Annotated in this window: 23 protein-coding genes and 1 other RNA gene; 12 read left to right on the top strand and 12 right to left on the bottom strand. The window is 57.8% G+C overall.

The window, feature by feature from the left end:
- Positions 1-504 (top strand): sensor histidine kinase (locus tag ACOYIE_RS02605; RefSeq protein WP_433410541.1); only part of this gene is annotated, 504 nt, incomplete at its 5' end.
- Positions 505-823: 319 nt separating this feature from the next.
- Here ACOYIE_RS02605 and nspC read toward each other — a convergent pair.
- The 5 genes from nspC to speD all read right to left on the bottom strand — a co-directional run bounded on the left by nspC (position 824) and on the right by speD (position 6,857).
- Positions 824-1,954, bottom strand: a complete 1,131-nt coding sequence (gene nspC, locus ACOYIE_RS02600; RefSeq protein WP_433410540.1) for a carboxynorspermidine decarboxylase — start codon at positions 1,952-1,954, stop codon at positions 824-826.
- A 1-nt stretch (position 1,955) separates the two neighbouring features.
- Positions 1,956-3,215 carry a saccharopine dehydrogenase family protein gene (locus tag ACOYIE_RS02595; RefSeq protein WP_433410538.1) on the bottom strand — a complete coding sequence of 420 codons (1,260 nt, stop codon included), beginning with the start codon at positions 3,213-3,215 and terminating at the stop codon, positions 1,956-1,958.
- A 310-nt stretch (positions 3,216-3,525) separates the two neighbouring features.
- Entirely contained in the window at positions 3,526-4,383 is an 858-nt protein-coding gene (gene speE / locus ACOYIE_RS02590; protein ID WP_433410536.1) for a polyamine aminopropyltransferase, read from the bottom strand.
- On the bottom strand, positions 4,374-5,834 hold the full coding sequence (locus tag ACOYIE_RS02585; RefSeq protein WP_433410535.1) for an aminotransferase class I/II-fold pyridoxal phosphate-dependent enzyme: 1,461 nt from the start codon (positions 5,832-5,834) through the stop codon (positions 4,374-4,376). Before ACOYIE_RS02585 ends, speE begins: the two co-directional genes overlap by 10 nt.
- A 258-nt stretch (positions 5,835-6,092) precedes the next feature.
- On the bottom strand, positions 6,093-6,857 hold the full coding sequence (gene speD, locus ACOYIE_RS02580; protein WP_433410534.1) for an adenosylmethionine decarboxylase: 765 nt from the start codon (positions 6,855-6,857) through the stop codon (positions 6,093-6,095).
- A gap of 587 nt (positions 6,858-7,444) precedes the next feature.
- Here speD and ACOYIE_RS02575 point away from each other — a divergent pair.
- From ACOYIE_RS02575 to ACOYIE_RS02565, 3 genes are all read left to right on the top strand, one after another.
- Positions 7,445-8,074 (top strand): peptidoglycan recognition protein family protein, encoded by a 630-nt coding sequence (locus ACOYIE_RS02575; protein WP_433410532.1) that lies wholly within the window; start codon positions 7,445-7,447, stop codon positions 8,072-8,074.
- Positions 8,075-8,199: 125 nt separating this feature from the next.
- Positions 8,200-9,216 (top strand): 3-deoxy-7-phosphoheptulonate synthase, encoded by a 1,017-nt coding sequence (gene aroF / locus ACOYIE_RS02570; protein ID WP_433410531.1) that lies wholly within the window; start codon positions 8,200-8,202, stop codon positions 9,214-9,216.
- On the top strand, positions 9,213-9,551 hold the full coding sequence (locus ACOYIE_RS02565; protein WP_433410529.1) for a hypothetical protein: 339 nt from the start codon (positions 9,213-9,215) through the stop codon (positions 9,549-9,551). Before aroF ends, ACOYIE_RS02565 begins: the two co-directional genes overlap by 4 nt.
- Positions 9,552-9,623: 72 nt before the next feature.
- Here ACOYIE_RS02565 and ACOYIE_RS02560 read toward each other — a convergent pair whose 3' ends face one another.
- A complete protein-coding gene (locus tag ACOYIE_RS02560) occupies positions 9,624-9,770 on the bottom strand; it encodes a toxin-antitoxin system protein (RefSeq protein ID WP_433410527.1) in 147 nt (48 codons plus the stop codon).
- Between the two features lie 35 nt (positions 9,771-9,805).
- On the bottom strand, positions 9,806-9,952 hold the full coding sequence (locus tag ACOYIE_RS02555) for a ribbon-helix-helix protein, CopG family (protein WP_433410525.1): 147 nt from the start codon (positions 9,950-9,952) through the stop codon (positions 9,806-9,808).
- 123 nt (positions 9,953-10,075) lie between these two features.
- Between ACOYIE_RS02555 and ACOYIE_RS02550 the strand changes: the two genes are divergently transcribed.
- Positions 10,076-10,402 carry a hypothetical protein gene (locus ACOYIE_RS02550; RefSeq protein ID WP_433410524.1) on the top strand — a complete coding sequence of 109 codons (327 nt, stop codon included), beginning with the start codon at positions 10,076-10,078 and terminating at the stop codon, positions 10,400-10,402.
- Between the two features lie 35 nt (positions 10,403-10,437).
- Here the strand turns inward: ACOYIE_RS02550 and ACOYIE_RS02545 are convergent, their stop codons facing one another.
- From ACOYIE_RS02545 to ACOYIE_RS02530, 4 genes are all read right to left on the bottom strand, one after another.
- On the bottom strand, positions 10,438-11,268 hold the full coding sequence (locus ACOYIE_RS02545; RefSeq protein ID WP_433410522.1) for a polysaccharide deacetylase family protein: 831 nt from the start codon (positions 11,266-11,268) through the stop codon (positions 10,438-10,440).
- 52 nt (positions 11,269-11,320) lie between these two features.
- Positions 11,321-11,527, bottom strand: coding sequence for a helix-turn-helix transcriptional regulator (locus ACOYIE_RS02540; protein ID WP_433410520.1), 207 nt, complete (start codon positions 11,525-11,527; stop codon positions 11,321-11,323).
- 2 nt (positions 11,528-11,529) lie between these two features.
- The gene (locus ACOYIE_RS02535; RefSeq protein WP_433410518.1) at positions 11,530-11,940 is read right to left on the bottom strand and encodes a hypothetical protein; all 411 of its coding nucleotides are present in this window, start codon (positions 11,938-11,940) and stop codon (positions 11,530-11,532) included.
- Between the two features lie 81 nt (positions 11,941-12,021).
- The gene (locus ACOYIE_RS02530; RefSeq protein WP_433410543.1) at positions 12,022-12,498 is read right to left on the bottom strand and encodes a hypothetical protein; all 477 of its coding nucleotides are present in this window, start codon (positions 12,496-12,498) and stop codon (positions 12,022-12,024) included.
- Positions 12,499-12,813: 315 nt separating this feature from the next.
- Between ACOYIE_RS02530 and ACOYIE_RS02525 the strand changes: the two genes are divergently transcribed.
- The gene (locus tag ACOYIE_RS02525; protein WP_433410517.1) at positions 12,814-14,550 is read left to right on the top strand and encodes a copper amine oxidase N-terminal domain-containing protein; all 1,737 of its coding nucleotides are present in this window, start codon (positions 12,814-12,816) and stop codon (positions 14,548-14,550) included.
- Between the two features lie 111 nt (positions 14,551-14,661).
- Here the strand turns inward: ACOYIE_RS02525 and ACOYIE_RS02520 are convergent, their stop codons facing one another.
- Complete coding sequence (locus ACOYIE_RS02520) at positions 14,662-14,997, bottom strand: hypothetical protein (protein ID WP_433410515.1); 336 nt, start codon at positions 14,995-14,997, stop codon at positions 14,662-14,664.
- A gap of 200 nt (positions 14,998-15,197) precedes the next feature.
- Between ACOYIE_RS02520 and ACOYIE_RS02515 the strand changes: the two genes are divergently transcribed.
- The 6 genes from ACOYIE_RS02515 to ACOYIE_RS02490 form a co-directional block, all read left to right on the top strand.
- Complete coding sequence (locus ACOYIE_RS02515; protein WP_433410513.1) at positions 15,198-17,642, top strand: transglycosylase domain-containing protein; 2,445 nt, start codon at positions 15,198-15,200, stop codon at positions 17,640-17,642.
- Between the two features lie 56 nt (positions 17,643-17,698).
- An RNA gene (gene ffs, locus ACOYIE_RS02510) (signal recognition particle sRNA large type) lies at positions 17,699-17,966 on the top strand.
- 197 nt (positions 17,967-18,163) lie between these two features.
- On the top strand, positions 18,164-19,804 hold the full coding sequence (gene dnaX / locus ACOYIE_RS02505; RefSeq protein WP_433410511.1) for a DNA polymerase III subunit gamma/tau: 1,641 nt from the start codon (positions 18,164-18,166) through the stop codon (positions 19,802-19,804).
- Positions 19,805-19,818: 14 nt separating this feature from the next.
- A complete protein-coding gene (locus ACOYIE_RS02500) occupies positions 19,819-20,172 on the top strand; it encodes a YbaB/EbfC family nucleoid-associated protein (RefSeq protein ID WP_433410510.1) in 354 nt (117 codons plus the stop codon).
- Positions 20,172-20,771 carry a recombination mediator RecR gene (gene recR, locus ACOYIE_RS02495; RefSeq protein ID WP_433410509.1) on the top strand — a complete coding sequence of 200 codons (600 nt, stop codon included), beginning with the start codon at positions 20,172-20,174 and terminating at the stop codon, positions 20,769-20,771. The genes ACOYIE_RS02500 and recR overlap by 1 nt, the downstream gene beginning before the upstream one ends.
- A gap of 412 nt (positions 20,772-21,183) precedes the next feature.
- The coding region (locus ACOYIE_RS02490; protein WP_433410508.1) for a GTP-binding protein at positions 21,184-22,068 on the top strand (885 nt) is incomplete at its 3' end.

Raw genomic sequence — 22,068 nt, 5'->3', positions numbered from 1 at the left:
GATATTATCCGGCTGTCTCAGCTGGACGAGGGCGGCGCGGCCGGTGATTTTGCGCCCGTCGGCCTGCTGGCCCTGTGCGGCAGTGTGCGGGACCGTCTGCTGCACAAGGCTGCGGAAAACAGGGTGCCGCTGACCGTAGAGGGCACAGAAACGACGGTATCCGGCCAGCGGCGCACGCTGGAGCAGATGATTTTCAACCTGACGGACAACGCGATTGCCTATAACAGGCGCGGCGGCAGCGTGAAGATTTCCGCCGGCAGAGAGAACGGCGCGCCGTTCGTGCGCGTGGCCGATACGGGCATCGGCATTGCGCCTGCCGACCAGCAGCGCGTATTTGAGCGCTTTTACCGCGTGGACAAGAGCCACAGCAAGATGACGGGCGGCACAGGACTGGGCCTGTCCATCGTCAAGCACGGCGCGGCGCTGCACCATGCGCGGATTGAGATGAAGAGCGTGCCGGACGAGGGAACCGAGATTACGCTGCGCTTTCCGAAAGAGGAATAAAAGGACCAGCCTTTTGGGCTGGTCCTTTGAGACTGTCGAAAAACTTGCGTTTTCCGACAGTCTGTGTTTGGATTTCACCAGACACGGACGAGAAAAAAGTTCCCATGCGGAAACTTTTTCTCTCTCAAAGTATAAAAGCTGAGGTACACGCCCTCAGCTTTTATGCATCTGCTTTGCAAATGCTGTTTCATGCGCGCTGCCGCGCGTATTGATTGATACTCGTCAAAAATACTTTTCTGACAGTCGCAGGACCAGCCTTTTGGGATGGTCCTTTTTGCAGAATGATAACGATAGATGGGGGGAACGCGCAGTTTCCTGATTAGGACAGGCGGTTTTTGAAATCCTCATAATCGAATACGCGGATTACCTCGTCCGTGCCGTCAAAGCGGCGCAGGCCGATGCAGGGCAGCGGTACCCCGTTGAAGGTGTTGGTTTTTACCATGGTGTAGAGCGCCATGTCCTCAAACACGACCTGATCGCCCGGGCGCAGCATATTATCGAAGGAATATTCACCGATGACGTCTCCCGCCAGGCACGAACGGCCGGTCAGCAGATAGGTGAACGCTTTTTTATGCGGCTCGCCCGAACGGTAAACGGGCGGGCGGTAAGGCACTTCCAGCACATCCGGCATGTGGCAGGCCGCCGAGGTATCCAGAATGGCAATGTGCGCGTGGTTGCGCGTCACTTCCAGTACGCTGGAGACCAGCCAGCCGGCGTTCAGCACAACAGCCTCGCCCGGCTCCAGATAGATCTGCACGTCATACTTGTCCCGCAGATAGTTGATGCATTTGACCAGCGTTTCCACGTCGTAATCATCGCGCGTGATATGGTGGCCGCCGCCCAGATTGAGCCACTTCATGCCCTCCATATATTTGCCGAAGCGGTTTTCAAACGCCGCCACCGTGCGCACCAGATCGTCCGCGTTCTGCTCGCACAGGGTATGAAAGTGCAGTCCCTCAATACCGGCAAGCAGCTCGGGCTGAAAATTGTCAATGGTCACGCCCAGCCGCGAAGTCGGCCCGCAGGGGTCGTACATCGCGTGATCGGCCGGCTGGGTCGAACATTCGGGGTTGACGCGGAGCCCGCAGCTTTTGCCCGCCGCGCGCGCCAGACTGCCGAACTTTTTCCACTGGCCGAAGGAGTTGAAAACAACATGGTCGGCATATTGCAGCAGCTCGGGGAATTCGCTCTCTGTGAAAGCGGGGGAGTAGGCGTGCGTTTCTCCGCCGAATTCTTCGTGCCCGAGCCGCGCTTCAAACAGGCCGGAAGCCGTTGTGCCGGCCAGATATTCGCGCAGCAGCGGATAAACGGAAAACATGGAAAACGCTTTCTGCGCCAGCAGGATTTTTGCGCCGGTGCGGTCGGCCACATCGCGCAATACCGCCAGATTCTGCACCAGCCGGTTTTCATCCACCAGAAAACAGGGGGTGGGAAGCTCAGTGAATTTCATATCAGTCCACCAGCGCCGGATTTTCGTCGATCTGCCACGGCAGGCCCCACTTGTTCAGCGCTTCCATATACGGATCGGGATCGAATTCCTCCACTGTGAATACGCCGGGCCTGTTCCACTTGCCGGTCATCAGCATCATGGCGCCGATCATCGCGGGCACGCCCGTGGTGTAGCTGATCGCCTGCGAGCCGACCTCGCGGTAGCACGCCTCATGGTCGCACACGTTGTAGATATAGGCGGTCTTTTCCTTGCCGTCCTTCCTGCCGGTGAAGATGCAGCCGATGTTGGTTTTGCCCTTGGTACGCGGGCCGAGCGTCGCGGGATCGGGCAGCAGCGCCTTGAGGAACTGGATCGGCACGATCTGCTGGCCCTCAAATTCAATCGGGGTGGTGGACAGCATGCCGACATTCTCCAGACACTTCATATGGGTCAGGTAGGACTGGCCGAAGGTCATAAAGAAGCGGATGCGCTTCACGCCCGGAATGGTCTTGGCGAGCGACTCGATCTCCTCATGGTGCAGCAGGTACATATCCTTCTGGCCGACCTGGTCGAAATCATACTCACGCTTGATGGACATGGGCGGAATCTCGACCCAGTGGCCGTTCTCCCAGTAGGAACCGGGCGCGGAAACCTCGCGCAGGTTGATCTCAGGGTTGAAGTTGGTCGCAAACGGATAACCGTGGTCGCCGCCGTTGCAGTCCAGAATATCGATGGTGTCGATCTGGTCGAACAGGTGCTTCTGGGCATAGGCGCAGTACGCCTGCGTCACACCCGGGTCAAAGCCCGAGCCCAGAAGCGCGGTCAGACCGGCTTTTTCAAACTTCTCCTTATATGCCCACTGCCACGAATAATCGAAGTAGGCGGTAAAGCCTTCTTCCTTGCAGCGCTTTTCGTAAATGGCGCGCCATTCCGGATCATCGGTGTCCTCCGGCTCATAGTTGGCGGTGTCCATGTAGTTAACGCCACACTTGAGGCACGCATCCATGATGGTCAGATCCTGGTACGGCAGGGCAATATTCATCACAATATCGGGCTTGTATTCCTCGATCAGTGCACACAGCTCGTCCACATTGTCCGCGTCCACCTTGGCGGTGCGGATTTTGGTCGGGGTGGTGCCTTCCAGCTTTTCCTTGATGGCGTCGCACTTGGACTTGGTGCGCGAGGCAATCATGATTTCCTCAAACACGCTGCTGTTCTGGCAGCACTTGTGAATGACCACGCCGGCCACGCCGCCGCAGCCGATGATAAGAGCTCTTCCCATAGTCGGTTCCTCCTTATAATAAAACGGTATAAATTGTTTTTACGGTGATATTGCAGGTGAAGGGACTGCATGCCCCCTTGGTGTGGCAGTTGTTTTTCCTGCTGTGATACCGCAGCTGGGCAGCAGGATCGAAACGGAGCAATACTTTTGCGCGCGCAGCGCGCCCTAAAGGGAAAGGGGTTGATTCGCAAGAAGGGGAAAACCGCAGGTGTTCTCCTTCTTGTGCGCAGTGCGGCCGCGCAGGCCGCATTTTCCGCCCGTTTGGGAAAACGGACAAGGCCACAGGGGGGCGGAAGTGCAGGTCTGCGCCTTACTCCTCTACCTTTTCGAGCAGTTTCTGCACATAGTTGGGCAGATAAAACGCGCCCTTGTGCAGATTGGTATTATAATATTTGGTCTCGATGCCGCGGGCGTTCCATTCCTCCGCCTTGAGTTCGCGCACCGGATGCACGCTGCGGGAGGAAAAGCCGAACAGCCAGTGGCCGGACGGATAGGTTGGAATATGCGCCTGGAACAGCCGGCTCAGCTCAAACGAGTGTACGATGTTGCGGTGTGCCCGCTGGCAGGCCAGCGCGTCGCCCTTATAGAACGGGCTTTCGTGCTGGTTGACCAGCACGCCGTGTTCGTGCAGCGCCTTGTAGCAGTTGCCGTAAAACTCCATCGTGAACAGGCCCTCGCCCGGTCCGAAGGGGTCGGTCGAGTCGATGATGATGAGGTCGTATTCGTCCTCGATGCGGCGGATGTATTTTAATCCGTCCTGATACAGAATGTGTACGCGCGGGTCGTCCAGGCTGCACGCCACCGTCGGCAGAAATTCTTTGCACACGGCCACCACGCGCTCGTCGATTTCCACCAGGTCGATATGCTCGATATGCGGATAGCGGCACAGCTCGCGCACGCAGCCGCCGTCTCCGCCGCCGATGACCAGCACTTTTTTGACGGCGTTGCCCAAAACGGCAAGCGGAACATGGACCATCATTTCGTGGTAGATAAATTCATCGCGCTCGGTCAGCATCATATAGCCGTCCAGCGTCAGAAAACGGCCGAACTCCTCGCACTCAAACACGTCGATGCGCTGAAAATCGCTTTGTTCGGTATGAAGCTGACGGTCAACCTGTATTTGCAGGCCAACCGTCGGCGCGTGCATTTCAGTAAACGTCAACCGCATGGGCTGATCACTCCTTTGATAACTTGCAGGTGATTGACTTCCGGATCTTCGGTGCCGAGCAGCATGCAGTTTTTCTCCTTGGCATAATGGATATAATCCAGGATTTCCTGCGTAATGCGCTCGCCGGGGGCAAGAATCGGGATGCCGGGCGGATAGCACATGACAAATTCGGCGCATACGCGGCCGGCGGCGCCGTCCAGCGGCAGGGACTGCCGCTCGGCGTAAAAGGCCTCCTGCGGGCCGGCGACCACCTGCGGCGAGATATATTCCTGCCGCATCAGCGTTGCCTTATCCCGCTTGTGGCGGCGGCGGATATCGGACAGGGCGGCAACCAGGCGCTCCAGGTCCCGTTCGCGGTCGCCCACCGAAACATAGGCCAGCAGGTTGCCGAGATCGCCGAACTCGGTCTGGATTTCGTAGTCGTCGCGCAGAATATCGTATACCTCAATGCCGGCCAGCCCCACGTCCAGCGTGTTGACGGCCAGTTTGGTAACGTCAAAATCAAATACGGTGTCTCCGTTGATCAGCTCGCGTCCATAGGCGTAATAATCGCCGATCTGGTTGATCTCCTCGCGCGCATACTCGGTCAGACGGGTCACGCGGCGGAAGATATCCGTGCCGTACAGCGCAAGGTTTTTGCGCGAAATATCCAGACTGGACATCAGCAGGTACGAACCCGAGGTTGTCTGCGTCAGGTTGATGACCTGCCGGACGTGTTCGGGGTTCATGCTCTGCCCGCACAGCAGAAAGCTGGACTGCGTGAGCGAACCGCCCGATTTGTGCATGGAGACCGAGGCAAGGTCCGCGCCTGCGGCCATGGCGGATACCGGCATGTTTTCGCCAAAGTAAAAATGCGTGCCGTGCGCCTCGTCCGCCAGCACCTTCATGCCTTTTTCGTGCGCCAGACGGACAATGGAGCGGATATCCGAGCAGATGCCGTAATACGTCGGGTTGTTGACCAGCACGGCCTTGGCCGTGGGATGCTTTTCAATCGCGGCCTGCACATCCGCCACCGACATGCCGAGCGAAATGCCCAGCCGTTCGTCGGTCTGCGGATTGACATAAACGGGCAGCGCGCCGGTCAGCACAAGCGCGTTGATGACCGAGCGGTGTACGTTGCGCGGCAGGATGATCTCATCCCCCCGCCCGACGACCGACAGGATCATCGCCTGTACGCTCGACGTGGTGCCGCCGACCATCAGGAAAGCATGCTTTGCGCCGAAGGCCTCGGCGGCAAGCTGCTCCGCCTCCAGAATAACACTGGTGGGGTGGCAGAGATTGTCGAGCGGCTTCATGGAATTGACGTCAACCGTCATACATTTTTCGCCCAGAAATCGGGTAAGCTCCGGACTGCCGCGTCCGCGTTTGTGCCCGGGGACATCAAACGGAACGATGCGCATATCCTTAAATTGTTCGAGCGCCTCCATGATCGGCGCGCGGGACTGGTCCATAGGAAAACCTCCTTGCCGAGAGGGAATGAATTGCAAATGAAAACTGGAGCGCCTGCGTCTCCGGCGCGAAGCGCCGCATCAAACAGATGATTTTTACTTAAAAATCATCATCAAAACCGAGGGCGTGTACCTCGGTTTTGATACGGGGAAGCCGATTTGTGTGCCGCATTGGCGCGCAAATCGGCGCAAAGGACGCATCCGGACGTTGTCCGGTGCGTCCCCTCGGTCGGAAATGTATTTCCGACCGAAGCGTCAGCGTTAGTACACGTTGCGCCCTGAGAAAATTTCAATCATCTCCCGCCGCAGGTCGGAGTGGATCTTCAGGCGGGTCTTGGGCGGCAGCTCGTAAATATCCGTATTGAACAGATAGTTTTGCAGGTCAACCTCCTTGAGCAGCATGCGCGTATGGAACAGGTTGGCCTGATAGACGTTGACGTCGATCGCGTCATAGCGCTCAAGCGTAGTGGGGTCGATATAATCCTGAATCGACGTCATGCGGTGGTCCATGAACAGCTTTTTGCCCTCAATATCGCGGGTAAAGCCGCGCACACGGTAATCCATGGTGATGATATCCGAATCGAACGAGCCGATGAGAAAATCCAGCGTGGACAGCGGCGTAATCTCGCCGCAGGTCGCCACGTCGATATCGACGCGGAAGGTCGCAAGGCAGGTATCCGGATGGTACTCGGGATAGGTGTGAACGGTGACATGGCTCTTGTCCAGATGGGCGACGATGGTATCCGGCTGGGGTGACGGCAGCATATGCTCTTCGGCAATCAGGAACGTGACCGACGCGCCCTGCGGCTCATAATCCTGCTTGGAAATGTGCAGCACATGCGCGCCGATCATTTCGGTCACATGCTCCATGATGCCGGTCAGACGGTCGGAGTTGTACTGCTCGTCAATATACGCGATATAGTCGCGCTGCTCGCGTTCGGTCTTTGCGTAGCACACGTCATAGATGTTGAAAGAAAGCGCTTTGGTCAGGTTGTTGAACCCGTACAGCTTGAGCTTGTTCTGCATCCTTTATCCCTCACAAATTAAAAAATCCCCAATCAAAGGGCGCCCCGGCGGGTCATCCTTCGCTTGAGGAAACACAATCTCTCTTCCGTTCGGGCAGGCCCGAGCGGTATGTTGAAGCAGAAGAGGAAAGAGTCTATATAGCAGGAAATTTCATACTTTTACTACTCTTATTGATTGTTTCACAAGTGTGATGTGCCCGCGGCACACGGCTTTTAAGCAGCCAACTTATAAAATTCAATAAGGCAACAAAGTTGCCATGTTCGGCATTTGACCCGGCTGTCCGCATGGCCTTGGCCCGCAGGGCGGGCGGTCAAAGAAATCTGCTGGTAAAGGCTTCGCCTCTCCAAGTAACTTTTATTATACTGCATCGCCTGTCCGAATGCAAGAATTTCTTCAAGGTTTTGCAGCGTTTTGCGGGTAATTTTACGCCGGAAGGCGCCGAAACAAAAAGTTTACAGTCGACCCTTTGAAAATGGGGCCGAAACGTAGTACAATAGAAGGCACACAGATGCGGAAAGTTGGAGTGAAGAAACGTGGCGGCACATGTGCAGAGAAGAAACGCAAAACGAAAAAACTGGCGCCCCCTGGTGATTCTGGCGCTGATGCTGGTCTCCTTCCTGGCGGGCGTGCTGACCCATATGGCGCTTGCGCGCCCGCCCAAGGCAGATGCAGGGCTGACATATATTGAAGAAATTCCGGTTTATACCGATTACATTGCCGAGGGCAGCAGGGCGCGCCCGGGCGGGCAGCGGGAAATCAAATACCTGGTTATCCATGAAACGGATAATTTTTCCGAGGGTGCGGACGCCAAGGCGCACAGCTCGTTCATCCTGCAAAACGCCAATGCGGAGGAAAACATCGTCTCCTGGCACTATACGGTGGATGACCGGCAGATCTGCCACCATCTGCCCGATGACGAGCCGGCCTATCATGCGGGCGACGGGATGGAGAAAAACGGCGGCAACCTGAACGGCATCGGCATTGAGATGTGCGTCAATGAAGGCGGCAACTATGAGCAGACCCTGATCAACACGGAAAAACTGTGCGCGCGGCTGCTGATTGAATACGATTTAAAGCCCAAGGCGCTTAGAAAACACCAGGATTTTTCCGGCAAGGAATGTCCTGCAAAGCTGATCAGCAGCGGGCGCTGGGAGGAATTCTGCGACGCGGTGGAAAAACGGTATGAGGAACTGCTGGCGGCGGAGAAAAACAAATAACGGCACAATGTCTGAGGCAGGCGTGACGAAAGAGAACGGTTTTGTGAAAAATCGTTCTTTTTTTTCGTCTGTGCAGATGGTATACTGTTGAATGTATCTGAACTGATAAAAAGGAGCAAAACACAATGATTGTTGTTCTCAAACAGAATCCTGACAAGGCGCGCGTCGAACGCCTGATGCGCCGCTTTACCGATATGGGCCTCCAAATCAACTATTCCGAGGGCGAAAACACCACCATCCTCGGTCTGATGGGCGATACCACCCGCGTCAACGAGCGGGACATCCTCGCCTACGATATTGTTGAGCGGGTGCAGCGCGTAACCGAACCGTTCAAGGCGGTCAACCGCAAGTTCCATCCGGATGATACCGTGATCGAAGTTGCCGGCCGCAAAATCGGCGCGGGCTATTTTCATGTGATGGCCGGCCCCTGCTCGGTTGAGAGCGAAGCGCAGATTGTCGAAGTGGCGGAGTCGGTCAAAAAAGCCGGCGCGTCCTTTCTGCGCGGCGGCGCGTTCAAGCCCCGTACCTCGCCCTATTCCTTCCAGGGGCTGGAGGCCGAGGGCCTCAGGCTGCTGCTGGAAGCCAAGCGCCAGACCGGCCTGCCCATCGTAACCGAAATTATGAGCGAAAAGCACCTGGACCTGTTCGCAGACGTCGATATTATTCAGCTTGGCGCGCGCAATATGCAGAATTTCATGCTGCTCAAGGAGCTGGGACGCTCCGATAAGCCTATTCTGCTCAAGCGCGGCCTGTCCGCCACGATGGAGGAGTTCCTGATGGCGGCCGAGTACATCTTTGCCGGCGGCAATTCCAACGTCATCCTGTGCGAGCGCGGCATCCGCACGTTTGAGAACATGATCCGCAACAACCTGGATATTTCGGCCATTCCGCTGATTAAGAAATTCAGCCACCTGCCTGTCATCGTCGACCCCAGCCATGCCGCAGGGCGGCGGGACATGGTGCAGCCGCTTTCGCGCGCGGCCATTGCGGCAGGCGCGGACGGCCTCATCATCGAGGCGCACAACAACCCGCGCTGCGCCCTGTGCGACGGCGCGCAGTCGCTCGACCTGCCGCAGTTTGACGCGGTGATGGAAGACGTCAAGCGCCGCGCCGTCTTTGAAGGAAGAGAGATGGCGCAGTGAAAAGCCTTGTCCGCTTTGGCGTCATCCTGCACCACATGGCAACGCTGGCCGGCTGCGCCTTCTGCCTTGTGCTGCTTGCCTTTCCGCAGGAACGGTCGTTTCTGGGATTTGCGCTGTTGATCCTGCTGACCTTTTCGCAGGTGATTGCGTCGCTTGAGCTGATTGGGCGCTGGCTGCTCGGCCGGCTGGATGAGAAGGAGCAGCGCATGCAGCAGAGTGTTTCGCGCTGGTGCGAAGCTTTTGGCGAAAAGACCGCCGGGCGGATTTTTGCCGCCATGCTGGTCGCCATGGTTGCCTTCAAGCTGGCGCTGCCCGCCGCGCTGAACCGGATTTGAAACGGCGGAAAACCGAAAAAATTTGGAAGTTTCAAAAAACGCACCGTTCTGAAACGGTGCGTTTTTTGGCTTTTATTTGTCTTTTTGCTTCAGATGGTTGCGCAGGATGACGTTAATATATTGCGAAAGCGGGCGGTCGTCTTCTTCCGCCAGTACCCGAAGCTGCTGAATGATATCAGCGTCCAGGGTGATGGAGAGCTTTTCCTTTAACGGCTTCATTTCGGACACCTCATGCGTTTTTTTGTGTTTGACTCTTATTTGTCTTTTTTCTTCAGATAGTTGCGCAGGATGACGTTAATATACTGCGAAAGCGGGCGATCATCTTCTTCTGCCAGCACCCGAAGCCGCTGAATGATATCAGAGTCCAGAGTGATAGAAATGCTTTCTTTCAACGGTTTCATTGGCTCACCTCTAAACATTAATATACTACATTACACTATGAAATATTGAAAAATACTATAATATAATGTAAAATAATATAATACAGTATAATATCGCATAAAATGCTTGCGGGAGGCGCAATGATGGACGACAACGTATACGAAGCGGATTGCAGAGAAGAAAAGTTTGAGCTGGATTATAAGGGCGCATACTGCTTTTTGGTCAAGCAAATCAGCAGGCAGATTGATGAAATCCGCTGCATGGGCATGGAATTTTCCATGAAACAGGTGGCGCAGTCGCTCAAATGGGCGCTCCGCGCGGCGGAGGACCGCGCCATTGAAGGGGCGGAACGGCGTGCGCTCCCGGATGAGCAGGGACCTGGCGGGGCGGGATGTATAGAAATCTGCGAGCCGTTCGATTTGCATGAGGTGGAACTGTCCGTGCTGGATTTGCCGGAAGAAAAAGACTGATAAAAACCGCGCCGTTTGAAAGCGGCGCGGTTTCTTTATGCAGTTAAATCGGTCAGCGGCGCAAAGGAATAGCCAAGCTGCTCCCATTTGGTCAGCAGCTCGTCAAGAATGCGCGCGTTGGTTTCGCTGGTGGAATGCAGCAGCACAACCGCGCCGTCATGGATGCGCGGCAGCAGCTTGGAGAAGGCCTGCTCGTCGGTCGGCTGATTATCGGTATACCAGTCCACATAGGCAAGCGACCAGAAAACCGTTGTATAGCCCAGCGCCTGCGCCTGCTTTAAGTTCTCTTCGGAGAATTTGCCCTGCGGCGGCCGGTAAAATTTGGGCATGGGCTGGCCGGTGAGCGCGGTGAATTTCTCTTCCAGTCCGCCCAGCTCTGCGGCAAAGGCCTGCTCGTCGGCAATGGCGGACATATCCGGATGGTGCAGCGTGTGATTGCCGACAATGTGCCCTTCCTCCACCATGCGCTGCACCAGCTCGGGCGCGGTGTCAATATAATTGCCGACGACGAAAAAACAGGCCGGCGCATGGTGTTTTTTGAGCGCGTCCAGAATGGCCGGCGTAAAGCCGTTTTCATATCCGGCGTCAAAGGTCAGATAGATGGTTTTTTGGGAAGTATCGCCCAGATAGAACGCGCCGTACTGCCGCAGGTCTTCGGCGGATGCGTTGCCTGCGGGCGGCTGGCCCTCGGTCTGGAAAGAAAGACCCCAGTCGGTCGCGGCGGCGGGAACGGCAGCGTCGGCCGCCGTCTGTTCGGCAGGCTGCTGTTCGCCGGGCAGCAGAAAAAACAGCGCGGTCAGCAGCGCGCACACGCCTGCGCCTGCGCCGATGCGGCACAATGTGTCGCGGGTGATGGTGATAAACATCGGTAACGCCCCCTTGCTATACGGTATGCGGGGGCGGGATGGGGTATGCGGATTATTGTTCGTCCTCGGTAAAGGTGAAAATTTCTTCAACCGACAGGCCGAACACATGGGCAATGTCCATCGCCAGCTTGAGAGAAGGATTGTACAGGCCCTTTTCCAGCCGGCCGATCGTCTCGCGCCGCACGCCGACCAGCGCGGCCAGCGCGGCCTGCTCCATGCCGCGGGACAGGCGCAGCGCACGGATTCTGGTATGCAGCATGGTCAGTTACCAAACCGCTCGTACAGCAGGAACAGACCGTCCTGCAGCAGACAGAGCAGACCGAAGCACAGGATGATCTGCCCACGGGTAAAGGTCAGCGTTTGCCATCCGAGACGGTCGCCGAACAGGATGTAAAACCCGAACAGGAAGAAAATCAGCATGAACAGCGAGGAGTTGGCGCGGTATTGGTTGGTGGTCGCGCGCTCATCCGGCTTTTCCGTGCGGCAGCCGAAGGCGGTGACGATCACGGCGACCGCCGCGGCGAACAGAACGGCGGCGGCGAGCGCCTTCACCGCCGGCGGCATGCCGGCAATCGGAAACCGGTGCGCGATGATCTGCGTCACAACAACGGCAGACCAGCTGCACACGCTGATGACCTTGTTCTGTGTGAGCGTAAGTTTGGGTAAACGCATGGGAAATACCTCCTGAATGTGATATAGCTGTGTCCTTTTGGACGGATATGGAACTGCATAGCTTCCGAAGCAAACCGAAAGTTATCGTTTTACCTTTTTGAAAAACAGGAAATAGACAAGGATGCCATTGATGATGAAGTCGTAAAATCGCAGCCTGTCAAAGAAAATGACGCTTGTCAGCAAAGATACGGAAACGATTCCTATGCTTATGATTTTAGGCAGGATACCTTTTTCTTTTGTCATCCAGGCAAAAAAAGCGAATACAGGAGAACACAGCGCAAAGCCAGTCCACCCCAACACAAACAGATTGGAATAGACGCCGTCGGTCATAAACGCCGCAAAATAATAGGTGATGAGCATGCCGATGCAGAAAAGAAAAACGTTCAGCATGGCTTTCTTTTTGGAACGGCTGTATATGGAGATCAGCACGCCGAACAGAATCCATATTGCCATTTGCGAAAAAATATTGCCCAGATTCTGCGTGTATAAATCGAACAGTCTGCTGACAATGCCCAATGCAAAACCGGCAAGCAGCATGCTGAAAGGATTGCATAACATTTTTTTCAAAATACCGGCGCCCCCCAAATTCCCATTGATCTTTCCGCTCCGCTTGATGCGTATTTTTCGTTTGATGCAGCGTGCAGTGAAATTGCCGCGGCTGGAACCCGTCCGTTCCAAACCGATTGGTGATATATTTGTCTCTTTATGAGATAAATATATCACATGAACGGCAAGCCGTCAAGAGAAAAAAGAGGCGCGCGGGCAAATGGGCAAAGTGCCTGTTTTCCGGCGGAAAAATCGTGATAAAAGGCCATAGACAGGGTGGATGCGGCAGGGTAAAATGAAGATAAGCAATTGGAAGGAGGCTGGATGATGAAAAAAAGAGGAAAACGCGCGCTGGCGGCCGTGTTGGCGGCGGCTGCGCTGTGCGCCATGGCGCCTGCCGCGCTGGCGGCGGATACCGAGCCGCCGCTGTATGTGCGGATGGGATACGCGACTGCGGCAGAATTTATGCAGGACTATGGGTATGAATATACGGATTACGACTGGGTAAGCAGCCGTTTTGCGCATCATTACGCCCGTATTCTGCAAAATCCGCAGATTGCGCTCGACCAGTGGGGATATGCGGATATGGCCGCGCTGGACGCGGACATCGGTGAGGCCGCCATGTGGCCGGACAGAGAGACGTTTTACAGCCATATGGCGTTCTGGCTGATGGGGGAAGAGGAGCCGCCGCTTTCCGTGCAGCTTGACGGCGAAAAGGTGGTCTTTCCGGACGCGCAGCCGGAAATGGTGAACGACCGGACGATGGCGCCCTTCCGCGCGGTGGCCGAAGCCCTGGGCGCGGAGGTGACGTACAGCAAGGGAAAAATTGACGCGGCGCTGGACGGCCGGACGCTGCACCTTGCCATCGGGGAGAAAACCTGCCGGCTGGACCTGCCGGCAGACGTACAGCCGCCCGAAGGGTTTGTGCAGGACGGGACCGGCTGGGTCCGCACGCTGGACGCGGCGCCGTATCTGAAGGGCGACCGCGCGTATGTGCCCGTGCGCTTTTTTGCCGAGGGCTTCGGGCTGACCGTCCGGTGGGACGAGGGGAACCAGGCGGCGGTGCTGTACGACCGAAAGGCGCTGGTGGACGGGATTGACGCGCAGTTTGGCGTGATGAACCGGTGGCTGGCAGCCCAGCCGCGGCCGGACTGGGCCGGAGCGGTGCTGACGGCAGTCTCTGCGGTGGTGGAATACACCGCGTTTGATTCGCTGGACGGGGATGAGACCTACCGCGTCAGCGGTACGCTGGAAGTGCTGACAGGGCAGGGCGCGCTGGAGCTGGAGCTGGCCCTTGACCTCCGCGCGGTGGTGCAGCTGATGCAGATGGAGGATTACCTTGGCACGGATATGGAGCAGCTGCTGGCGCCGCTCGGCGGCAGCCTGCAAAATATGTCGCTGCGGCTGCGCTATGACGTGGAAAACGACGTGCTGTATCTGTACTGTCCGCTGCTGCTGCAGGCGCTGGCGCAGTCCGCGGGCAAAAGCGGCGCGGAGAGCGACGTCTGGCTGCGCTTTGAGGGGCTGGAGCTGATGGACGGCATGGCCGAAATGCAGGACAGACTGGCCGCGATGAACCAGGTGCTGGCAGGCCTGACCGTGGGCGAACTGCTGGCCGCGCAGAATGAATCGCTGCCGGCAACGGAATTCTGGCAGCAGACGCAGCAGGACGCGGCCATGTGGGCCGCGCAGGCCGGCGATGGCGCGCTGACGCGCAGCGGCTCAAAATATATCATAAAACTGGAGGACTCCTACGAGGAGGAGGGGTCGTATGCGGAGAAAATGACGGGTGCGGTCACGCTGGACCCCGCCACCGGCGCGGCGGCGGGCGAGATGACGCGCCGCGTAGACGACTGGGAGACCGCCGAGCAGACCACCTGTACGTTTGAAATGAAAAACGGCGCGGGCCGCATGGAGCTGACCGAGCACCGGCGGAACGAGGGCATTCTCAAGGTGACGCTGACGTTTGAGATGCGTGAATCCAGCCGTGCGCCGGCGGCGGAACCGCCCGCAGGGGAAAAGGTTGTCAGCCCGGAGGCGTGGGCGATACAGATTTTTATGTAAACAATGCGCAAAGGCCGGACGTTTGAAACGTCCGGCCTTTCTCTTCTGTGCGCCTGCGCAGGGCGGGCAGCCGCGCCGCGCGGAACGTAGTTTTCCCCTGGGAAGGGGGATTCAGCTTCCGTAATCCTCCAGCAGACGGGCCAGCGCTTCGGCGTCCGGCAGGGAGATGCCCTGCGATAACGCTTCGCGGTCGGCCCTGGGCAGCGTGCGCACGTCAATATCGGTGCGCAGAATGGTCTGCCCGCCGCGTGAAACGGTCAGACGGCCGTTTTCGGCCTGCGCCACATAGGGAACGTCGGAAACCGCTGCGGTCACGGCCTTCGGCGCGGCAAAATAGGCGCGCGCCGCCCCTGCGGCGCATAAAAGCGCCAGCGCGCAGGCGGCCAGCGCAATTTTTTTCTGGCGGCGCATCCGGCGCATGGCAAGCACATAAAAGCCCTGCATCATGGCAGAAACCTCCTTTACCGGGGATTTTCTTTGAGTATTGCCACAAAAATGTAAACTATTCTCGAACAGGTTAAATTTTGTTTGGATTTTTCATAATAATGTGTTATAATACCACCGTATGCTGGGAACAAATCGGACGCCTCCTGCGTCCGACTCAAAAAGCCCCAATGGCAGGAGCCTGGGGTAAGGAGGATATTGCATTGGCAACTCGCAGAAGAAGAGGACATGGCTTTCTGCATTTTATCGGGCGCCTTTTTCTGACGCTGCTGCTTGTGGGCGTGCTTTGCGCCTGCTTTTGCGGCGTGGCGTTCGCGTATTATGTCCATTCCTATATCAATCCTTCCGTGGAGGAGGATGTCAAGCAGCTTGCGCAGGGCGTCAGCCTGAACCAGACCTCGTTTATTTATTCGATAGATGCCGAAACGGGCGAAGAAAAGCTCTATGAAACGCTCAAAGGCCTGGAAAACCGCGTACCGGTCACGATTGACAAGGTGCCGAAGTATTTGCAGGACGCAGTGGTAGCGATTGAGGACCAGCGCTTCTATCAGCACAAGGGCGTGGACTGGAAGGGCACCGCGGCGGCGGTCAAGAGCTGGGTGCTCGGCGGCCCGCAGCGCGGCGGCTCAACGATTACGCAGCAGCTGATTAAAAACTGGACCAAGGACGACGATTACTCGGTCAAGCGCAAGATCAATGAAATTTTCCGCGCGCTTTCGCTGGAAAAGGCGCTGGACGGAGACAAAAGCAAGATACTGGAAAACTATCTGAACACCATTTATCTGGGCTATAACTGCTACGGCGTCAAAACCGCGGCGGCAACCTATTTTGACAAGGATGTTTCCGAGCTTGACCTGGCGGAATGCGCCGTCATTGCAGGTTTGACCAACAACCCTTCGATTTACGACCCGTACAACCATCCGGATAAGGTCAAGGAGCGGCAGGAACTGATCCTCGGCGCGATGCTTGAACAGGGCATGATCAGCCAGGCGGAGCATGACGCCGCCAAGGCCAAAGAGCTGGTTTACCGCCCCTATGAGGCGTATAAGGCCGAGCTTAACGACAGCTACAGCTACTTTACCGACGCGGTGATTAACGACGTGGTTGCCGATCTTGTAGCCAAGAAGGGCTATTCGGAGCTGCTGGCCAAGGACCTGGTGTTCTCCGGCGGCCTGAAGATTTACGCCACGATTGATACGCGCATTCAGAATATTCTGGATACGACCTATGCGGACGATTCCGTTTTCCCCAACATGACGCGCGGCCCGGAGGGCAGCCGTCCGGAAAGCGCGATGGTCATTACGGACAAGCAGGGCAACATCAAGGGCATTGCAGGCGGCCGCGGCACCAAAACCGGCATGCTGACCTTCTCGCTGGCGACCGACGCGCGCCGGCAGCCGGGTTCTTCGATCAAGCCGCTGTCGGTATACGGCCCCGCAATGGACGCGGGCATTATCGTGCCGACCACGAACGTATATGACAAGGCGCTGCGCATGGGCAGCGACGGCAAACCCTGGCCGCTGAATGACGGCAAAATGCCGACCGGCAAGGAACTTCCGATTAAGAGCGGTATTGCCAGCTCGGTCAACACCATTGCGGTGCAGGTGATGAACATGCTGACGCCGCAGGCGTCCTATGATTTTCTGACCCAGCGGCTGGGCTTCCAGCTGGTCAATAACCGTGTCAACGCAGACGGTTCCGTGCAGACGGACGTCGACCTTGCGCCGCTGGCGCTCGGCGGCCTGACGGACGGCGTGACCGTGCGTGAAATGGCGGGCGGTTTCTCCATGTTCATCAATGACGGCGTGTTTGCCGGCACACGCACCTATTCCAAGGTGGTAGATTCCGAAGGCAACGTTGTGCTGGAGAATACCCCGCGGACGGATATGGGCTTTAAAAACGTGCGGACAGCGTATTATATGCTGGACTGCCTGCAGGCGGTTACCTCTTACGGCACCGCAACCAACGCGACCATTCCGGGCGTGCAGACCGCAGGCAAGACGGGTACGACCACCTCCAATAAGGACATCTGGTTCTGCGGCGTAACGCCGGAATATTCGGCTGCCGTCTGGGTGGGCTTTAAGCAGGAATACACGGTGGACGGGCTGTACGGCCGAAACGCCGCTGCAATCTGGACCAACGTGATGCGGAAAGTGCATGAAGGCGATTCCGGCCTGGTGTTTGATTCGCATCCGGAAGCGTTTGAAACGGCGTCTTACTGTATGGACAGCGGGCTTGCGCCGTCGGGCGCCTGCCGGGCGGCAGGCCGCGTGGCGACCGGCCGGTTCTATAAGGGCCAGACGCCGACCGAGCTGTGCAGCCACCAGGGCTTTAAGGTGTATGACTATGGCAAGACCACGGGCATTGAAGTAGAAGAAGAGGAAGAAGAGGAAAAACCGGAAGATCCCTCGACGGTTGATCCGGAAGCGCCGGAAGGCGGTCAGACACCGTCCGGACAGGGCGGCGATCCGGAATCGGGCGGCGGCACGACCAATCCGGGCGGCGGCACCACCGACCCCGGCGGTACAACCGATCCGGGCGGCGGTACGACTGACCCGGGCGGTACGACTGACCCGGGCGGCGGCACGACCGACCCGGGCGGAACGACGGAACCGCCCGAACCATCGCCGGATGACCCTGAGGCATAAAACGGGAAAAACGGTATATCCTGATAACGGAAGATTTTGTTCAGCGCCGCACAAGGCCGCACACATCGGGGCGTTAGCGGTGCCCTGCACCCGCAATCCGCTATAGCGGGGATGATGCGGGCAAGGAGGGGACGCGCCTTCGGCCATGCAGCCGCCCACAGGGCGATGAGGAACCGGTACTGCGCAACGGAGGACTGTGAACCATGTCAGGCGGGGAACCGAGCAGCATTAAGCGGAAACCATCGTGTGCCGCAGAGCTGCCGATTCTGAGCCCAAAGTGCGGAACAGCAGCCGGGGACGCGCCTTCGAATTGTCCGCGTGCGGTCTTGTGGGGCGCTGAACGAAAGTATAGGGGACTTCAAAAGTCAGGCGCCTGTCCTGACTTTTGATGAAAATCACGGCGCTGCCGCGATTTTCTATGAAATAGCGCTGCAAGCAGCGCTGTGGTTGGAACGCTTGGAGGCGGGCTTGCGCCCGCCTCTTTTATGGTTTTTATAACAGGGAAAGGAGCGTGGCCGGGCTTGTATCAGGCGCTGTACCGCAAATGGCGGCCGCAGACATTTGCTGACGTAATCGGGCAGCAGCATATCACGGATACACTGCGCGCGCAGCTCAAAAGCGGGCGGCTCAGCCACGCCTATCTGTTTACCGGTACGCGCGGCACGGGCAAGACGACCTGCGCCAAGATTTTGGCGCGGGCAGTGAACTGTGAAAATTTGCAGAACGGGGACCCGTGCGGCGTCTGTCCCGCATGCAGGGGGATTCTGGACGGCTCGGTTCTGGATGTGACGGAGATTGACGCGGCTTCCAACAACGGCGTGGATAATATCCGCGACCTGCGGGACGAGACCCGTTATACACCGGCGCAGGTGAAAAAACGTGTTTTCATCATAGATGAGGTACACATGCTGTCCATCGGCGCGTTCAACGCGCTGCTGAAAACGCTGGAAGAGCCGCCCGGGCATGTGCTGTTTATTTTGGCGACGACCGAGCTGCACAAGGTACCGGCCACGATTCTGTCGCGCTGCCAGCGGTTTGATTTCCGCCGCATCGGAGCGGAGGATATTGCGCGGCGGCTGATTGACGTGGCCGCGAAAGAAGGGATTCCGCTTTCTGAGGGCGCGGCCCGCCTGATTGCGCGTTTGGCGGACGGCGCGATGCGCGACGCGCTCTCCATGCTCGACCGCGCGGCGGCTGCCGGTGCGGTGGATGAGGACGCCGTTACGGCGGCGCTCGGCGTATTGGGGCAGGGAGACGGCGTCCGCCTGGCCGAGTGCCTGAAAACCGGCGATCTGGCTGCGGCAGTCGGCCTGCTGGGCGAATATTACAATGCGGGCCGCGATTTGGGCGCGGTTTATGACCAGATGCTCGGCCTGATCCGCGACGCGCTGCTGGTAAAGACCTCAAAGACCGATGTGAGCGCGCTGATTTCCCCCGCATACAGCGTGGCAGCGCTGCAAAAGCTGTGCGACGGACTGGCCGCTTCCACGCTGATTGCCTGGAGCAGGGTGATCGGCGAAACGCTGGACCGTATGCGCGGCGCATCCAACCGCAGGGTGGAGGCCGAGCTGTGCGCGGTGCGGCTGTGTTCGCTTGGCGCGGAGCAGTATGATACATTGGGCGGGCGCGTACAGGCGCTGGAGGAAAAGCTGAAAAACGGCGTGCCGGTGCGTGTGGTGCAGGGCGCTGCCCCCGCGCAGAGCGGTATGGAAGCGCCGCCCCCGCCGGGAGACGCGGATGCGCCGCCTCCGCCGGATGACAGCGACGCGCCGCCGTGGGCCGGTGCGCAGGACCCGCAGGCAGAAAAAGCGCAGCCGGACGAGGGGCCGGAACAGACGGCGTGGCCGCACTGGCCCCGTCTGCTGGAAGCGCTGACCGGTAAGATCAACACGGGTGCGCATACCAATCTGAAACTCTCGGCCAAAGGCGTGGAAGAAGACGGCGCGCTGGTAATTTTGTGTGAGGACAGCATCACGGCGATGCTGGCCAAGGCGGAACCGACCATGAAGGCGATTCGGGAACAGGCGGCGGCGCTCGCCGGCGCACCCATCAAAATCAAGGTGCGCGAGGCGGATGAACAGCGGCCTGCCGGGCGCAATAAAGCGGTGGACGAACTGCTCGGCCGCGCAAAAGCGTTTGATATTGAAGTGAAACAGCTCTAAGGAGGACATAAAAGATGGCAAAAAGAGGATTTAACGGCGGTTTTGGCGGCGGTATGAACATGCAGGCCATGATGAAGCAGGCGCAGAAGATGCAGCAGGATATGCTGAAGGCGCAGGCCGAAATTGCGCAGATGGAGACCACCGGCACGGCGGGCGGCGGTATGGTGACGGTGACGGTGACCGGCACTGCGACGATCAAGAGCGTTGAAATCAAGCCCGATGTCGTCGATCCGGACGATATTGAAATGCTGCAGGACCTGGTGACTGCGGCTGTCAACGAGGCGCTCAGCGCCGCGCAGCAGAAGAGCCAGAGCCAGATGTCGGCCATTACGGGCGGCATGGGCGGTCTGGGCGGCGGCCTGCTCTGATGGATTTTTTTGCGCCGCCGGTTGAGCGGCTGATTGAGGAATTTGCGCGCCTGCCCGGCATCGGGCAGAAAACCGCGCAGCGGCTGGCGTTCCATGTGCTGGATTTGCCGAAAGAGGACGCGGAGCGCTTTGCTGACGCGATACGCGATGCGAAGGCAAAGACCTTTACCTGCAAACGCTGCCAGAACCTGACGGACAGCGAAACCTGTCCGATCTGTGCGGACAAGACGCGCGACCAGAAGACCATCTGCGTGGTGGCCGACCCGCGTGATGTGATTGCGTTTGAGCGCACCAAAGAATATAAGGGGCTGTACCATGTGCTGCACGGCACGCTGTCTCCCATGAACCACGTTGGGCCGGATGATATCCGCATCCGCGAACTGGTGCAGCGTGTGGCCGATGAGGATACGGAGGAAGTGATTCTTGCCACCAATCCGGATACGGAGGGGGAGGCTACGGCAATGTATCTTTCGCGGCTTTTGCAGCCTTTCGGCATAAAAGTCACGCGGCTGGCCTATGGAATCCCGGTTGGCGGGCATCTGGAATTTGTGGACGAGGTGACGCTGACCCGCGCGCTGGAGGGCCGGCGGGATTTATAATTTTCTGCTTTGTTTCTGCCTTTTACGCGGCGCAGACACGCATGCAAAAAGAGCAGCGGCGCAATTTTGCGCTGCTGCTCATAAAAATGCGGGCTGTTTGGATGCGAGTGCGCAGAAAAGTTCCGCGTACCGGAACCTTTTTGCGGCCCTGGACGCAGTTCGCGCGAAGGCGCGGCGCATCCCATGCGGTTGGCAGCGTGCTTCCGGCTGAGCCGGAGACTGCCAGAAACAGGAACAGCCGGACTTTCGTCCGGCCGCTCCCGCAATAAAAGGTAGGATAGAGAGTAGAAAGCAAGAACATGTGGGGGGATCTTACGCTTTCCACACATTCAGTTTACAAGACGTTTGTGAACATTTTGTGTACAAAACGACATTTGAAAAAATTTTTTCCATAATCGGAGGGAACAAGTCTGTGGCAGACCTGAAAAGAGAAATTGAAAACCGGCGCACTTTTGCGATTATTTCGCACCCTGACGCCGGCAAAACGACGATAACTGAAAAATTCCTGCTGTACGGCGGCGCGATTCAGGAAGCCGGTATGGTAAAGGGCAAGAAAAACAGCCGCCATGCGGTGTCTGACTGGATGGAGATTGAAAAGCAGCGCGGTATTTCGGTTACGTCCTCGGTTTTGCAGTTCCGGTATGAGGGCAAGTGCATCAACATTCTGGACACCCCGGGCCACCAGGACTTTTCCGAGGATACCTACCGCACGCTGATGGCGGCGGACTCCGCCGTGATGGTGATTGACGGCTCCAAGGGCGTGGAGGCGCAGACGCGCAAGCTGTTCAAGGTGTGCGCTATACGCGGCGTGCCGATTTTTACCTTCATCAACAAGATGGACCGCGAAGCGCGCGACCCCTATGAACTGCTTGAGGAAATTGAAAACGAGCTGGGCATCGGCACCTATGCGGTCAACTGGCCGATCGGCTCGGGCAAGCGCTTCAAGGGTGTGTACGACCGTATGGACGATGAAGTCATCGCCTTTGAGGGCGCGGACTTCCGGCATGAGGTCAAGGCGCAGCGCCTGTCGATCGACGACCCCATTCTGGAGGGGCTGCTGCCCGAGGAACAGTATCAGACGCTGATTGACGATGTGGAGCTGCTTTCCGGCGCGGGCGACGAATTTGATTTGGCTGCTGTGCATGCAGGCAAGCTGTCCCCTGTGTTTTTCGGTTCGGCGCTGACCAATTTCGGCGTAGAGCCGTTTTTGAAAAAGTTTTTGCAGATGACCCCGCCGCCGAGCGCGCGCACGGCGGATACGGGCGTGATCGACCCGTTTGACCCGCATTTTTCGGCG

The organism is Agathobaculum sp. (assembly GCF_050946325.1).
Classification (GTDB): Bacteria; Bacillota; Clostridia; order Oscillospirales; family Butyricicoccaceae; genus Agathobaculum.
The sequence above is the reverse complement of the archived record's forward strand: the minus strand, read 5'-3'. Positions and strand labels throughout refer to the sequence as shown.

What these genes read in the sequence shown, in the direction of transcription:
- nspC (WP_433410540.1), bottom strand. Translation starts at nt 1,954, where the DNA reads ATGAAATTCACTGAGCTTCCCACCCCCTGTTTTCTGGTGGATGAAAAC.
- ACOYIE_RS02595 (WP_433410538.1), bottom strand. Translation starts at nt 3,215, where the DNA reads ATGGGAAGAGCTCTTATCATCGGCTGCGGCGGCGTGGCCGGCGTGGTC.
- speE (WP_433410536.1), bottom strand. Translation starts at nt 4,383, where the DNA reads ATGCGGTTGACGTTTACTGAAATGCACGCGCCGACGGTTGGCCTGCAA.
- ACOYIE_RS02585 (WP_433410535.1), bottom strand. Translation starts at nt 5,834, where the DNA reads ATGGACCAGTCCCGCGCGCCGATCATGGAGGCGCTCGAACAATTTAAG.
- speD (WP_433410534.1), bottom strand. Translation starts at nt 6,857, where the DNA reads ATGCAGAACAAGCTCAAGCTGTACGGGTTCAACAACCTGACCAAAGCG.
- aroF (WP_433410531.1), top strand. Translation starts at nt 8,200, where the DNA reads ATGATTGTTGTTCTCAAACAGAATCCTGACAAGGCGCGCGTCGAACGC.
- ACOYIE_RS02560 (WP_433410527.1), bottom strand. Translation starts at nt 9,770, where the DNA reads ATGAAGCCGTTAAAGGAAAAGCTCTCCATCACCCTGGACGCTGATATC.
- ACOYIE_RS02555 (WP_433410525.1), bottom strand. Translation starts at nt 9,952, where the DNA reads ATGAAACCGTTGAAAGAAAGCATTTCTATCACTCTGGACTCTGATATC.
- ACOYIE_RS02550 (WP_433410524.1), top strand. Translation starts at nt 10,076, where the DNA reads ATGGACGACAACGTATACGAAGCGGATTGCAGAGAAGAAAAGTTTGAG.
- ACOYIE_RS02545 (WP_433410522.1), bottom strand. Translation starts at nt 11,268, where the DNA reads ATGTTTATCACCATCACCCGCGACACATTGTGCCGCATCGGCGCAGGC.
- ACOYIE_RS02540 (WP_433410520.1), bottom strand. Translation starts at nt 11,527, where the DNA reads ATGCTGCATACCAGAATCCGTGCGCTGCGCCTGTCCCGCGGCATGGAG.
- ACOYIE_RS02535 (WP_433410518.1), bottom strand. Translation starts at nt 11,940, where the DNA reads ATGCGTTTACCCAAACTTACGCTCACACAGAACAAGGTCATCAGCGTG.
- ACOYIE_RS02530 (WP_433410543.1), bottom strand. Translation starts at nt 12,498, where the DNA reads ATGTTATGCAATCCTTTCAGCATGCTGCTTGCCGGTTTTGCATTGGGC.
- ACOYIE_RS02525 (WP_433410517.1), top strand. Translation starts at nt 12,814, where the DNA reads ATGAAAAAAAGAGGAAAACGCGCGCTGGCGGCCGTGTTGGCGGCGGCT.
- ACOYIE_RS02520 (WP_433410515.1), bottom strand. Translation starts at nt 14,997, where the DNA reads ATGATGCAGGGCTTTTATGTGCTTGCCATGCGCCGGATGCGCCGCCAG.
- ACOYIE_RS02500 (WP_433410510.1), top strand. Translation starts at nt 19,819, where the DNA reads ATGGCAAAAAGAGGATTTAACGGCGGTTTTGGCGGCGGTATGAACATG.
- recR (WP_433410509.1), top strand. Translation starts at nt 20,172, where the DNA reads ATGGATTTTTTTGCGCCGCCGGTTGAGCGGCTGATTGAGGAATTTGCG.